Annotated in this window: 10 protein-coding genes; 8 read left to right on the top strand and 2 right to left on the bottom strand. The window is 64.9% G+C overall.

The features are described from left to right. The first annotated feature begins 1 nt into the window (after nucleotide 1). From J2T47_RS09200 to J2T47_RS09165, 8 genes are all read left to right on the top strand, one after another. On the top strand, nucleotides 2-1,405 hold the full coding sequence (locus J2T47_RS09200; RefSeq protein ID WP_253445020.1) for a NarK family nitrate/nitrite MFS transporter: 1,404 nt from the start codon (nucleotides 2-4) through the stop codon (nucleotides 1,403-1,405). A 95-nt stretch (nucleotides 1,406-1,500) separates the two neighbouring features. Then, nucleotides 1,501-5,280: a nitrate reductase subunit alpha gene (locus J2T47_RS09195; protein ID WP_253445017.1), complete on the top strand. Its 3,780-nt coding sequence runs from the start codon at nucleotides 1,501-1,503 to the stop codon at nucleotides 5,278-5,280. Between the two features lie 11 nt (nucleotides 5,281-5,291). Further along, nucleotides 5,292-6,827 (top strand): nitrate reductase subunit beta, encoded by a 1,536-nt coding sequence (narH, locus tag J2T47_RS09190; protein WP_151188179.1) that lies wholly within the window; start codon nucleotides 5,292-5,294, stop codon nucleotides 6,825-6,827. A gap of 5 nt (nucleotides 6,828-6,832) precedes the next feature. Beyond that, nucleotides 6,833-7,573, top strand: a complete 741-nt coding sequence (gene narJ, locus J2T47_RS09185; RefSeq protein WP_253445015.1) for a nitrate reductase molybdenum cofactor assembly chaperone — start codon at nucleotides 6,833-6,835, stop codon at nucleotides 7,571-7,573. Nucleotides 7,574-7,575: 2 nt separating this feature from the next. Continuing rightward, nucleotides 7,576-8,262, top strand: a complete 687-nt coding sequence (gene narI / locus J2T47_RS09180; protein WP_024765823.1) for a respiratory nitrate reductase subunit gamma — start codon at nucleotides 7,576-7,578, stop codon at nucleotides 8,260-8,262. A gap of 103 nt (nucleotides 8,263-8,365) precedes the next feature. After that, nucleotides 8,366-9,184: a peptidylprolyl isomerase gene (locus tag J2T47_RS09175; RefSeq protein ID WP_253445012.1), complete on the top strand. Its 819-nt coding sequence runs from the start codon at nucleotides 8,366-8,368 to the stop codon at nucleotides 9,182-9,184. 116 nt (nucleotides 9,185-9,300) lie between these two features. Further along, complete coding sequence (gene moaA / locus J2T47_RS09170; RefSeq protein ID WP_253445010.1) at nucleotides 9,301-10,287, top strand: GTP 3',8-cyclase MoaA; 987 nt, start codon at nucleotides 9,301-9,303, stop codon at nucleotides 10,285-10,287. Between the two features lie 742 nt (nucleotides 10,288-11,029). Continuing rightward, nucleotides 11,030-11,806: an ABC transporter substrate-binding protein gene (locus J2T47_RS09165; RefSeq protein WP_081516127.1), complete on the top strand. Its 777-nt coding sequence runs from the start codon at nucleotides 11,030-11,032 to the stop codon at nucleotides 11,804-11,806. Between the two features lie 61 nt (nucleotides 11,807-11,867). Here J2T47_RS09165 and J2T47_RS09160 read toward each other — a convergent pair whose 3' ends face one another. Together J2T47_RS09160 and J2T47_RS09155 are read right to left on the bottom strand one after the other, a co-directional pair. Further along, nucleotides 11,868-12,137: a hypothetical protein gene (locus J2T47_RS09160; RefSeq protein WP_253445007.1), complete on the bottom strand. Its 270-nt coding sequence runs from the start codon at nucleotides 12,135-12,137 to the stop codon at nucleotides 11,868-11,870. A gap of 449 nt (nucleotides 12,138-12,586) precedes the next feature. Further along, the gene (locus tag J2T47_RS09155; protein ID WP_253445005.1) at nucleotides 12,587-13,210 is read right to left on the bottom strand and encodes a helix-turn-helix transcriptional regulator; all 624 of its coding nucleotides are present in this window, start codon (nucleotides 13,208-13,210) and stop codon (nucleotides 12,587-12,589) included. Nucleotides 13,211-13,256: the final 46 nt, after the last annotated feature.

Below are 13,256 nucleotides of genomic sequence, written 5' to 3'. Positions count from 1 at the left end.
CATGGGCATGATCAATTCCCAACTCAAAGCCGCCAGCGGACCGCTGCTGGTCGACTGGCGCCCGGAGGACTCCGAGTTCTGGGCGCGCAGCGGCAAGCGCATCGCCGCACGCAACCTGTGGATCTCGATCCCTGCGCTGCTCCTGGCCTTCGCCGTATGGATGATCTGGAGCACCGTCACCGTGCGCCTGAACGCCGCCGGCTTCAGCTTCAGCAACGACCAGCTGTTCATGCTCGCCGCGCTGCCGTCGATCTCCGGCGCCACCCTGCGAGTGTTCTACTCCTTCATGGTGCCGGTGTTCGGCGGCCGTCGCTGGACCGCGCTGTCGACCGCCTCGCTGCTGATCCCGTGCATCTGGCTGGGCTTCGCCGTGCAGGACCCGACCACCCCGTACTGGGTGTTCGCGACCATCGCGCTGCTGTGTGGCTTCGGTGGCGGCAACTTCGCCTCCAGCATGTCCAACATCAGCTTCTTCTACCCCAAGAACCAGCAGGGCACCGCCCTGGGCCTGAACGCCGGCCTGGGTAACCTCGGCGTCTCGGTGATGCAGTTCGCCGTACCCCTGGCCGTGGCCGGTGGCCTGTTCGGCGCCTTCGGTGGCGAGCCGCAGCAGCTGTCCGACGGCGGTCGCCTGTTCCTGCAGAATGCCGGCTGGATCTGGGTGCCCTTCATCACCGTGGTGTCCATCGCTGCCTGGTTCGGCATGAACGACATCGCCGATTGCAAAGCCTCGTTCCGCGAGCAGTCGGTGATCTTCAAGCGCAAGCACAACTGGCTGATGTGCTGGCTGTACGTGGCCACCTTCGGCTCGTTCATCGGCTTCTCCGCCGGCTTCGCCATGCTCAGCAAGACCCAGTTCCCCGACATCAACCCGCTGCAGTACGCCTTCCTCGGCCCGCTGGTGGGCGCCCTCAGCCGGCCGCTGGGCGGCTGGCTGGCAGACAAGTTCGGCGGCGCGCGCATCACCCTGTGGAACTACGCGGCGATGATCGCCGGCGTGTTCGCGGTGATCAGCTTCCTGCCCAGCGCCGGCAACGCCGGCAGTTTCTTCGGCTTCCTCGGCTCCTTCATCGGCCTGTTCTTCTTCGCCGGCATCGGCAACGGCAGCACCTTCCGGATGATCCCGGTGATCTTCCGCAACGAGTGGGCCGCACGCCTGAAGCAAGGTGGCGTAAACGAAGCCCAGGCGACCAGGAACGCCAGCATGGAGTCGGCCGCGGTGATCGGCTTCTCCGCCGCCATCGGCGCCTTCGGCGGCTTCTTCATTCCCAAGGCCTTCGGTACTTCGCTGGACATGACCGGCAGCGCCGAGGGCGCCCTCTACGTGTTCGTTGCGTACTACCTGAGCTGCATCGTCGCCACCTGGTGGTGGTACGCCCGCAAGGGTGCCGAAAGCCCCTGCTGATTGCCGTGGCGGGCGCGCCTGCGCCCGCCGCCAAACCGTTCCGCGAGCTTGATTAGCGTTTGAACGCCCGGCGTAGACCGGGTGAGGAGATACAGATGAGTTACCTACTCGACCGCCTGCAATTCTTCAAGAAGAAGCAGGGTGAATTCGCCGATGGTCATGGCGAGGTCACCAACGAAAGCCGTGCCTGGGAAAACAGCTACCGGCAGCGCTGGCAGCACGACAAGATCGTTCGCTCCACCCACGGGGTGAACTGCACCGGTTCGTGCTCCTGGAAGATCTACGTGAAGAACGGCCTGATCACCTGGGAAACCCAGCAGACCGACTACCCGCGTACCCGCCCGGACCTGCCCAACCACGAGCCGCGCGGCTGCCCCCGTGGCGCCAGCTACTCCTGGTACATGTACAGCGCCAACCGCCTGAAGTACCCCAAGGTGCGCAAGCCGTTGCTCAAGCTCTGGCGTGAAGCCCGTGCCACCCACAACGACCCGGTGGACGCCTGGGCCAGCATCGTCGAAGACAAGGCCAAGGCGAAAAGCTACAAGAGCGAGCGCGGCCTGGGCGGCTTCATCCGCTCCAGCTGGGACGAAGTCACCGAGATCATCGCCGCCGCCAACGTCTATACCGCCAAGGTCTACGGCCCGGACCGCGTGGTCGGCTTCTCGCCGATCCCGGCCATGTCGATGGTCAGCTACGCCGCTGGCGCCCGTTACCTGTCGCTGATCGGCGGCGTTTGCCTGTCCTTCTACGACTGGTACTGCGACCTGCCGCCGGCGTCCCCGCAGATCTGGGGCGAGCAGACCGACGTGCCGGAATCGGCCGACTGGTACAACTCCAGCTACATCATCGCCTGGGGCTCCAACGTCCCGCAGACCCGCACCCCCGACGCGCACTTCTTCACCGAAGTCCGCTACAAGGGCACCAAGACCGTGGCTGTCACCCCGGACTATTCCGAAGTGGCCAAGCTCACCGACCTCTGGCTCAACCCCAAGCAGGGCACCGACGCCGCACTGGGCATGGCCTTTGGTCATGTGATCCTCAAGGAATTCCACCTCGAGAAGCCCAGCGCCTACTTCGTCGACTACTGCCGCCAGTACACCGACATGCCGATGCTGGTGCTGCTCGAACCGCACACCGACGGCGTGCTCAAGCCGACCCGCTACCTGCGCGCGGCGGACCTGGCGAACAACCTCGGGCAGGACAACAACCCCGAGTGGAAGACCATCGGCCTGGACGAAATCTCCGGCGAACTGGTTTCGCCCACCGGCGCCATCGGCTACCGCTGGGGCGAGTCGGGCAAGTGGAACATCGAGGAAACCGAAGGCGGCGCCAAGCGTGAAACCCGCCTCGCGCTGACCCTGATCGACGGCCCGGAAAAAACCTGCGACGTCGGCTTCCCGTACTTCGCCGGGCAGGAACACCCGCACTTCAAGGGCGTGGAGAACGACGAGGTGCTGGTTCGCCGCGTACCGTTCCGCGAAGTGACCGGCGCCGACGGCCAGACCCTGCGCGTCGCCACCGTGTATGACCTGCAGATGGCCAACTACAGCGTCGACCGTGGCCTGGGTGGCCGCAACGTCGCGGCCTCCTACACCGACGCCGACGTGCCTTACACCCCGGCCTGGCAGGCCCGTATCACCGGCGTACCGGCTGCCCGTGCCATCCAGGTGGCCCGCGAGTTCGCCGACAGCGCCGACAAGACCCACGGCAAGGCCATGGTCATCATCGGCGCGGCGATGAACCACTGGTACCACATGGACATGAACTACCGCGCGGTCATCAACATGCTGATGATGTGCGGCTGCATCGGCCAGAGCGGTGGCGGCTGGGCGCACTACGTCGGCCAGGAGAAACTCCGTCCGCAGACCGGCTGGGTCCCGCTGGCCTTCGGTACCGACTGGAGCCGTCCGCCGCGGCAGATGAACGGCACCAGCTTCTTCTACCTGCACAGCTCGCAGTGGCGCCACGAGAAGATCTCGATGCACGAGGTGCTCTCGCCGCTGGCTGACACCAAGCAGTTCCCCGAGCACGCGCTGGACTACAACATCCGCGCCGAGCGTATGGGCTGGCTGCCGTCCGCTCCGCAGCTCAACCGCAACCCGCTGCACATCGCCGCCGACGCCGAGCGCGCCGGCATCCCGGTGCAGGACTACGTGGTCCGCGAACTCAAGTCCGGCAACCTGCGCGTGGCAAGCGAGCAACCGGACGACCCGCAGAACTTCCCGCGCAACATGTTCATCTGGCGCTCCAACCTGCTCGGCTCCTCGGGCAAGGGCCACGAGTACATGCTCAAGTACCTGCTGGGCGCGAAGAACGGCGTGATGAACGATGACCTCGGCAAGGCCGGCGGTCCCTGCCCGGGCGAGGTCGACTGGGTCGACGAAGGCGCCGAAGGCAAGCTGGACCTGGTCACCACCCTGGACTTCCGCATGTCCTCCACCTGCATGTACTCGGACATCGTCCTGCCGACCGCGACCTGGTACGAGAAGGACGACCTCAACACCTCCGACATGCACCCCTTCATCCACCCGCTGTCGGCCGCCACCGACCCGGCCTGGGAAGCCAAGAGCGACTGGGAGATCTACAAGGCGATCGCCAGGAAGTTCTCGCAGGTTTCCATCGGCCACCTGGGCGTGGAGAAGGACTTGGTCACCGTGCCGCTGCTGCACGACACCGCCAACGAGCTCGCGCAGCCCTTCGGCGGCAGCGACTGGAAGAAGGGCGAGTGCGAACCGGTCCCCGGCCGCACCATGCCGACCCTGCACGTGGTCGAGCGTGACTACCCCAACACCTACAAGAAGTTCACCTCCCTCGGCCCGCTGCTGGACAAGCTCGGCAACGGCGGCAAGGGCATCGGCTGGAACACCGACAAGGAAATCAAGCTGCTCGGCGAGCTGAACCACAAGGTCACCGAAACCGGCATCAGCGAAGGCCGCCCACGCATCGAGAGCGCCATCGACGCCGCCGAGGTGATCCTCGCCCTGGCGCCGGAAACCAACGGCCAGGTCGCCGTGAAGGCCTGGGAAGCGCTGTCGAAGTTCACCGGCCGCGACCACACTCACCTGGCGCTGCCCAAGGAAGAAGAGAAAATCCGCTTCCGCGACGTTCAGGCACAGCCGCGCAAGATCATCTCCAGCCCCACCTGGTCGGGCCTGGAAGATGAACACGTGAGCTACAACGCCGGCTACACCAACGTCCACGAGATGATCCCGTGGCGCACCATCACCGGTCGCCAGCAGTTCTACCAGGATCACCCCTGGATGCAGGCCTTCGGCGAAGGCTTCGTCAGCTACCGGCCGCCGGTCAACACCCGCAGCACCGACAAGCTGTTCAACAAGAAGCCCAACGGCCACGCCGAGATCACCCTGAACTGGATCACCCCGCACCAGAAGTGGGGCATCCACTCCACCTACAGCGACAACCTGCTGATGCTCACCCTGTCGCGCGGTGGCCCGATCATCTGGATGAGCGAGCACGATGCGCAAAGCGTCGGCATCGAGGACAACGACTGGGTCGAGGTCTTCAACGCCAACGGCGCCGCCACCTGCCGCGCCGTGGTCAGCCAGCGGGTGAAGGACGGCATGGTGATGATGTACCACGCCCAGGAACGCATCGTGAACCTGCCGGGCAGCGAGACCACCGGCACCCGCGGCGGCCACCACAACTCGGTGACCCGCGTGGTCCTCAAGCCCACCCACATGATCGGTGGCTACGCCCAGCAGGCGTGGGGCTTCAACTACTACGGCACGGTCGGCTGCAACCGCGACGAATTCGTCGTGGTGCGCAAGATGAACAAGGTCGACTGGCTCGACGAGCCGGAGCAGGGCGGACTGGGCGGTGACGCTCTGCCGCAACCGCTGCCCCAGGACATTTGAGGATTACTGCCATGAAAATTCGTTCACAAGTCGGCATGGTGCTGAACCTCGACAAATGCATCGGTTGCCACACCTGCTCCATCACCTGCAAGAACGTCTGGACCAGCCGCGAAGGCGTCGAGTACGCCTGGTTCAACAACGTCGAAACCAAGCCCGGCATCGGTTACCCGAAAGAGTGGGAGAACCAGGAAAAGTGGAAGGGCGGCTGGAAGCGTAACGCCGACGGCTCCATCGTTCCGCGCATCGGCGGCAAGTTCCGCGTGCTGGCGAACATCTTCGCCAACCCGGACCTGCCGGAAATCGATGACTACTACGAGCCCTTCGATTTCGACTACCAGCACCTGCACACCGCGCCCAAGGCCCAGCACCAGCCGGTCGCCCGTCCGCGCTCGCTGGTCTCCGGCCAGCGCATGCAGAAGATCGAGTGGGGCCCCAACTGGGAAGAAATCCTCGGCACCGAGTTCGCCAAGCGCCGCAAGGACAAGAACTTCGACCAGGTCCAGGCGGACATCTACGGTGAGTACGAAAACACCTTCATGATGTACCTGCCGCGCCTGTGCGAGCACTGCCTGAACCCGGCGTGCGTGGCCTCGTGCCCGAGCGGTGCGATCTACAAGCGCGAGGAAGACGGCATCGTCCTCATCGACCAGGACAAGTGCCGCGGCTGGCGCATGTGCATCAGCGGCTGCCCGTACAAGAAGATCTACTTCAACTGGAAAAGCGGCAAATCCGAGAAGTGCATCTTCTGCTACCCGCGCATCGAGGCTGGCCAACCGACCGTCTGCTCGGAAACCTGCGTGGGCCGCATCCGCTACCTCGGCGTGCTGCTGTATGACGCCGACCGCATCCACGAAGTGGCCACCTGCGAGAACGAGCGCGAGCTGTACCAGAAGCAGCTGGAAATCTTCCTGGACCCGTTCGATCCGAAAGTGATCGAGCAGGCCCGCAAGGACGGCGTACCGGACAGCGTCATCGAGTCCGCGCAGAAGTCGCCGGTGTACAAGCTGGCCATGGACTGGAAGCTGGCCCTGCCGCTGCACCCGGAATACCGCACGCTGCCGATGGTGTGGTACGTGCCGCCGCTGTCGCCGATCCAGAACGCCGCCTCCGAAGGCCACATCGGCAACGACGGGGTGATCCCGGACGTCGAGTCCCTGCGCATTCCCGTGCAGTACCTGGCCAACCTGCTGACCGCTGGCGATACCGCGCCGGTGCTGCTGGCCCTCAAGCGCCTGCTGGCCATGCGCGCCTACAAACGCTCCGAGCACGTGGAAGGCAAGCAGGACCTGGAAGTGCTGAAGAAGGTCGGCCTGACCGTGAACCAGGTGGAAGAGATGTACCGCTACCTGGCGATCGCCAACTACGAAGACCGCTTCGTCATCCCCACTGCGCACCGTGAAGAGGCGCTGTCGGATGCCTTCGCCGAGCGTTCGGGTTGCGGCTTCAGCTTCGGCAACGGTTGCTCCAGCAACTCCGGCGTGAACCTGTTCGGCGGCAAGGCCGTGGACAAGCGCAACGTCATCCAGACCGTGCAGATACAGGAGTGATCGACATGGACACTCATAGCCAACTGCTCAAGCTCAGCGCGCTGATGCTCGACTACCCGCGCGTCGAACTGCGCGAGGAAAGCCTGGCGCTGCATGCCCTGATCCGCACCTGCGACCTCTCGGAAAAACAGCGCGATGGCCTCGCCGCGCTGCTCAACGAGCTGTGCAAGGGCGACATCCTCGACGTCCAGGCCCGTTACGACGGCCTGTTCGAGCGCGGTCGCTCGGTCTCGCTGCTGCTGTTCGAACACGTGCACGGCGAAAGCCGTGACCGTGGCCAGGCGATGGTCGACCTGATGGATCGCTACACCCAGGCGGGCCTGGTGATCGACGTCAACGAGCTGCCGGACTACCTGCCGCTGTACCTGGAGTTCCTTGCCCTGCAGGACGCCGAGTCGGCCCGTGCGGGCCTGGCCGAAGTCGCCCACATCCTCGCGCTGATCGCCTTGCGCCTGGAAGAACGCGGCAGCGCCTATGCGGCGATCTTCAACAGCCTGCTGGAGCTGTCCGGCGAGCAGCCTGACCTCGGCGCGCTCAAGCGCGACCGCGAGCAGGAAGTGCGCGACGACAGCCTGGAAGCCATCGACAAGGCCTGGGAGGAAACCCCGGTGAGCTTTACCGAGCCCGCCGTCGGTTGCCCGTCCACCAGTGCCCGGCGGATTTCCTCCGCCGCCGAACAACCCATGCAGTGGGTCGCCCAGCCGGTGCCGCAGATGCAGTACCGGGCGGCCAGAGAAGGAGTCTGAACATGTCCCTCGATCTTCTAGCGTTCGGGATCTATCCCTACGTCGCGCTGGCCATCTGCCTGATCGGCAGCTGGGCGCGCTTCGACCTCTCGCAATACACCTGGAAAGCCGGCTCCAGCCAGATGCTGAGCAAGAAGGGCATGCGGGTCTACAGCAACCTGTTCCACGTCGGTGTGCTGTTCATCCTCGCCGGTCACTTCGTTGGTCTGCTGACCCCGCACTCGGTCTACGAGCACCTGATCAGCACCGAGCAGAAGCAACTGCTGGCGATGGTCTCCGGGGGCTTCTTCGGCATCCTCTGCTTCATCGGCCTGACCGGCCTGATCCTGCGCCGCCTGACCAATGAGCGCGTGCGCGCCACCGGCAACGCCTCGGACCTGATGATCCTGCTGGTGCTCTACGTCCAGCTGATCCTCGGCCTGTCCACCATCGTTGCCTCCACCCATCACCTGGATGGTTCGGTGATGGTCATGCTGGCCAACTGGGCACAGTCCATCGTCACCTTCCAGCCGCTCGCCGCCGCCGAGGCCATCGCGCCGGTATCGCTGGTCTACAAGCTGCACGTGACCCTCGGCCTGACCCTCTTCGTGCTGTTCCCCTTCACCCGTCTGGTGCACATCGTCAGCGCCCCGGTGTGGTACTTCGGCCGCCGCTACCAGGTGGTCCGTACCAAGCGTCGCGCAGCGTGAAGAAGCGGCGGACGACGCTGGCGCGTCGTCCGCCCCACCTGAAGCTCTTCCCCCTCTCCCTTCAGGGAGAGGAAAGGGGAGAGGGTTACCGGAGGTAAGCGAAATGAGTTGCTCCCACTACGAAGCCAAGGTCGAACATGTCGACCTGCCGAAAATCGAAGTCAACGGCGTTGCCATCGCCGAGGACGAACTGGCCCGCGAGCTGCAATACCACCCGGCCGCCAGCCACGCCGAAGCCCTGTACTCTGCCTGTCGCGCGCTGGTCGTACGCCAGTTGCTGGTGCAGCGCGCCGACGCGCTGGGCCTTGCGGCCGATGCAGAAGAGGGCGAAGCGCCGGAAGAAGCGCGCATTCGCGCCCTGATCGACCGCGAAGTCGGCGTGCCAGAAGCGGACGAAGCCAGCTGCCGCCAATGGTTCGAAGCCAACCCCACCCGCCTCACCGCACCCTGGCGCATGAGCCTGCGGCACGTGCTGCTGGGCTGCGCGCCGGACGACCTGGAAGGCCGTGCCAAGGCCCGCGAACAGGCCGAGGAGCTGCTGGCCGAACTGCGTGAACACCCCGAGCGTTTCGCCGAGAAGGCGATGCGCTTCTCCGACTGCCCGTCGAAGGACGACGGCGGCGAACTGGGCTGGATCGAACCGGGGCAGACCGTTCCCGAGTTCGAGAAACGCCTGCTGCAACAGCAACCCGGCCTGCTCGGCCATCCGCTGGAAAGTCGCTACGGCCTGCATGTGGTCGAGCTGATCGCGCGCGAGGGTGGCGAGCCGCTGGACTTCACCGAGGCGCGCCCGCGCATCGCCGCCTACCTGCGTGCCCAGGTGCTGCAGCGTGCGGTCAGCCAGTACATCAGCGTGCTGGCCGGCGAGGCGCAGATTGACGGCTTCGTCTTCGACGGAGCGGAGTCGCCGCTGGTGCAGTGAACCGGTTCCGGGCCCCTCTCTCCCAATTCCTTCCCCAGCGGAGAGAGGGGCTTCGGAAACGGCCATGAATTTCGGCCTTCACCGTGGATAGTGAAGGCCGGCCGGAGTGAAACACCATGTCCGAATGGATCGACGGCCAGGGTCGCAAGATCGACTACCTGCGCCTGTCCGTAACCGACCGCTGCGACTTCCGCTGCGTCTACTGCATGTCGGAGAACATGCGCTTCCTGCCGCGCCAGCAGGTGCTGACCCTGGAAGAGATCGAGCGGGTAGCGCGCCTCTTCGTCGAGCGCGGCGTGAAGAAGCTGCGTCTCACTGGCGGTGAGCCGCTGGTGCGCCCCGGCATCGTCCACCTTTGTGAACGCCTCGCCGCGTTGCCCGGCCTGCGCGAGCTGTGCATGACCAGCAACGGCTCGCAGCTCGGCAAGCTGGCCGGTGACCTTCACGCCGCCGGCCTGACCCGCCTGAACATCAGCCTCGACACCCTGGATGCGCAGCGCTTCGCCGCCATCACCCGCACCGGGCGCCTGGAGCAGGTGCTGCGGGGTATCGACGCTGCCCAGCAGGCCGGCTTCGAGCAGATCAAGCTGAACTGTGTGGTGATGAAGGGGCGCAACGCCGATGAAGTGCCGGCGCTGGTGGATTACGCCATCGCCCACCGGCTGGACATCAGCTTCATCGAAGAGATGCCGCTGGGCCAGGTCGGCCGCGAACGTGAGGAGAGCTTCTGCTCCAGCGACGAAGTCCGCGCGCTGATCGCCGAGCGCCATGAGCTGCTCGATAGCGCCGAACACAGCGGCGGCCCCGCGCGCTACGTACGCCTGACGCAGCATCCGGGTACGCGGATCGGCTTCATCTCGCCGCACTCGCACAACTTCTGCTCCACCTGCAACCGCCTGCGCCTGACCGCCGAAGGCCGCCTGCTGCTGTGCCTGGGCCACGAGAACTCCCTGGACCTGCGCGGCCTGCTGCGCCGCCATCCGCTGCACGACGAGCCGATCCTCGAAGCCCTGCGCGGTGCACTGCAGCGCAAGCCGGCGCGCCACGAATTCACCGTCGGCGACGTGCAGGTGCTGCGCTTCATGAACCTCAGCGGCGGCTGATACAAACCTCCCTCGGCGGGCCTTCTGCCCGACGCTTGCCTTGCGTTCCTAAACATCCCCCGGAGCGAATAAACGACTCCGAGCGCCCACTTGCAGGAGCGGGCCATGCCCGCGATCGCGCGCATGGCGCGCTCCTACAGGTCGGTCGCGGGCTCCTGGGCACAAAAATACTCGGGCATAAAAAAGCCCCTGCGACATGAGCGTATCGCGGGGGCTTTGGGCATCTGCCAAAGGTATAACCGTGGAAGCTACGGTAAATCATGCGAAAGAATCGTTTCGAATCCTCCTCGGATCGCTTCGGAACGCTTCCAGACTAAGGCGGCAGTGCGCTGCGCCACATCCCTCCGAAGGAGTAGCGGCCCGGCGGCAAAGGAGAGTGCGCCGCCCTGCCGCAGTGCCCCTGCGCGCACCCATAGGGCGAATAAAGCGGAACGCCTTATCCGCCGTCCCGGCACCGATGGTCAAGCGCGGCGGATAACGCTTGGGGCGTTATGCGCCCTACCGTCGCGGCCGCGGCAAGGACGATTGACGTTGTGTACTTTTTAGTCCAGATTGGATTTTAAGTTTACGTGCGCTCGCGCGTGGACGGACCAGAACAAGAAGTCGTTCGCCTGGGTGAGGGCAAGGCAATGCCGCTGCGACCTTCCGCGTCGCGCCCCTGGACGAACCAAGACATGCCGTACTCACTGCCAGGACGTACCGGCCGGCGCTCGCCCCGGCGACCACACAACGGAGTTCATCGATGAATCGCAAAGCCCTGCTGGGCGGCCTGATGCTGGCCGCCTTCGCCACCTTCTCTCATGCCGACGACAAGCCGCTGCGCATCGGCATCGAGGCGGCCTACCCGCCCTTCGCCTACAAGACCCCCGAAGGCGGCATCGCCGGCTTCGACTACGACATCGGCAATGCGCTGTGCGAAGAGATGAAGCGCAAGTGCCAGTGGGTCGAGCAGGAATACGACGGCCTGATCCCCTCGCTGAAGGTGCGCAAGATCGATGCCGCGCTGTCCTCCATCACCATCACCGAAGAGCGCAAGCATTCGGTGGACTTCACCCACAAGTACTACTTCACCCCGGGCCGCCTGGTGATGAAGGAAGGCTCGCAACTGGACGAGCAGTTCAGCCAGCTCAAGGGCAAGAACATCGGCGTGCAGCGCGGCTCCACTGCCGACCGTTTCGCCACCGAGGTACTGGGCAAGGCCGGCGCCAACGTGGTGCGTTACACCAGCCAGGACGAGATCTACCTGGACCTGCTGGCGGGCCGCCTCGATGGCACCTTCGCCGATTCCATTCCGCTGGAGATCGGCTTCCTGGAAACCCCGCGCGGCAAGGGTTTCGCCTTCATCGGGCCGGAGTTCAAGGACCCGAAATACTTCGGCGAGGGCGCCGGTATCGCGGTACGCAAGGGCAACACCGAGCTGGTCGGCCAGCTCAACGCCGCCATCGACGCGCTGCGCGCCAATGGCAAGTACAAGGCCATCGAGGGCAAGTACTTCAAGAGCGACATCTACGGCGACTGATCTTCCCGTCGCCTCGCAGAAAAGGCCGCCTCCGGGCGGTCTTTTTCGTTGCGCCGGATTTTCAGTCGTCGTAGGAGCGGGCCATGCCCGCGATCCGTCGGCAGGGCCGACGTTCTCCTTTGCCCTGATATTGCAGGTTCGCTGCGTTGGCCTGGGTGTTCCAGCGCCGCTTCCATGGACGCGCGGACTCTGTGTTTCGCCCCCTCGGGCGACCTTCTTTGGCAAACGACCCAAAGAAGGCAAAGGTCTTGCCCCAATCATCCGGTTTTTCGCTTAGGCGAAAAATTCCCTCGTTGAAGCGAAGTTTCAGGGGCACGCCACGACGGGCCATCCCTGGCCCATCGTGGCTCTCGCGACATCCATGTCGCTCAACCCCTGAAACTCCGCTTCAACGAGGCCTCCTGAACGGGGCAGTCGGAGTGCGCGGAGGTTTCTCTGGAAGACTTTCGAGTCAGAGCCAGAGCCAGAGCCAGAGCCAGAGCCAGAGCCAGAGCCAGAGCCAGAGCCAGAGCGGTGGTGCACTTCGTAGGAGCGAGCTTGCTCGCGAACCCGCCCAACTCGGCGCCTCCCGTAGGAGCGGACCTTGTCCGCGAATCCTCCCATCTGCACGGTGGCAATAGGAAGACCTCGCCGTAGCATGGCGTGGAGCGCAGCGATACCCATCGATCCTGGCGCGCCGGTCCCAAGGGATTGCAAGCATTCGCCGGTGACGGCGGCAGTGTGCGGTTCGCGAGCAAGCTCGCTCCTACAAGGGCAGGCTGGGGCGGGAGAAGGAAGGAATCAAACCTCCTCCTTCAACTCCTTCAGGTGCTTGTACACCGTCGCGCGGCCCATGTTCAGCACGTTGGCCACGTAGTTCGCCGCGCTCTTGCCCTTGAACGCGCCCTCGGCGTGCAGGGCCAGGACCAGTTCGCGCTTGTGGTCGCGGCTGAGGGTGGAGAGGCTCAGCTGGCGCTGCTGCAGCCAGCCATGCAGGAAGGTGTTGATGCGCTCCTGCCAGTCGTCGCGGAACAAGGCATCCGGTTGCGGGATGACCTTGCTGGAGGAGAGGAACAGGTCGAGCGCCGCCTTGGCGGTCTCGAACAGGGTGATGTTGAGGTTGATGCACAACACCGCCAGTGGCTCGCCCCTCGCGTCGCGCAGCACGGTGCTGATGGAGCGGATCTTCTGGCCGTCCCAGTTGAGCTTCTCGTAGGGGCCGATGTTGCGTTCGTCACTGCCGCCTTCGAGCATGTCTTCCAGCGCCGAATCGTCGCCGATCTCGCGCTTGGAGATGTTGTTCGCCAGGTAGGCCACGCGCTGGTTGCGCAGGTCGTGGATGACCACTTCGGCGTGGGGGAAGAACAGCGCGGCGATGGCGTCGGCGATGGCCTTGTAGTTGTCCAGCGGATCAGCGGCGGTCATGGGCAAGGCTCTCGAAGGCGGTAGGACAGGCGCTGGCGAGTGTGCC

It is taken from the genome of Pseudomonas nitroreducens (genome assembly GCF_024170165.1).
GTDB lineage: Bacteria > Pseudomonadota > Gammaproteobacteria > Pseudomonadales > Pseudomonadaceae > Pseudomonas > Pseudomonas nitroreducens_C.
Note: the sequence above shows the minus strand (reverse complement) of the source record. Positions and strands in the feature narration are given on the sequence as shown.

What these genes read in the sequence shown, in the direction of transcription:
- narJ (WP_253445015.1), top strand. Translation starts at nt 6,833, where the DNA reads ATGGACACTCATAGCCAACTGCTCAAGCTCAGCGCGCTGATGCTCGAC.
- J2T47_RS09200 (WP_253445020.1), top strand. Translation starts at nt 2, where the DNA reads ATGGGCATGATCAATTCCCAACTCAAAGCCGCCAGCGGACCGCTGCTG.
- J2T47_RS09165 (WP_081516127.1), top strand. Translation starts at nt 11,030, where the DNA reads ATGAATCGCAAAGCCCTGCTGGGCGGCCTGATGCTGGCCGCCTTCGCC.
- J2T47_RS09155 (WP_253445005.1), bottom strand. Translation starts at nt 13,210, where the DNA reads ATGACCGCCGCTGATCCGCTGGACAACTACAAGGCCATCGCCGACGCC.
- moaA (WP_253445010.1), top strand. Translation starts at nt 9,301, where the DNA reads ATGTCCGAATGGATCGACGGCCAGGGTCGCAAGATCGACTACCTGCGC.
- narH (WP_151188179.1), top strand. Translation starts at nt 5,292, where the DNA reads ATGAAAATTCGTTCACAAGTCGGCATGGTGCTGAACCTCGACAAATGC.
- J2T47_RS09175 (WP_253445012.1), top strand. Translation starts at nt 8,366, where the DNA reads ATGAGTTGCTCCCACTACGAAGCCAAGGTCGAACATGTCGACCTGCCG.
- J2T47_RS09195 (WP_253445017.1), top strand. Translation starts at nt 1,501, where the DNA reads ATGAGTTACCTACTCGACCGCCTGCAATTCTTCAAGAAGAAGCAGGGT.
- J2T47_RS09160 (WP_253445007.1), bottom strand. Translation starts at nt 12,137, where the DNA reads ATGGCCCGTCGTGGCGTGCCCCTGAAACTTCGCTTCAACGAGGGAATT.
- narI (WP_024765823.1), top strand. Translation starts at nt 7,576, where the DNA reads ATGTCCCTCGATCTTCTAGCGTTCGGGATCTATCCCTACGTCGCGCTG.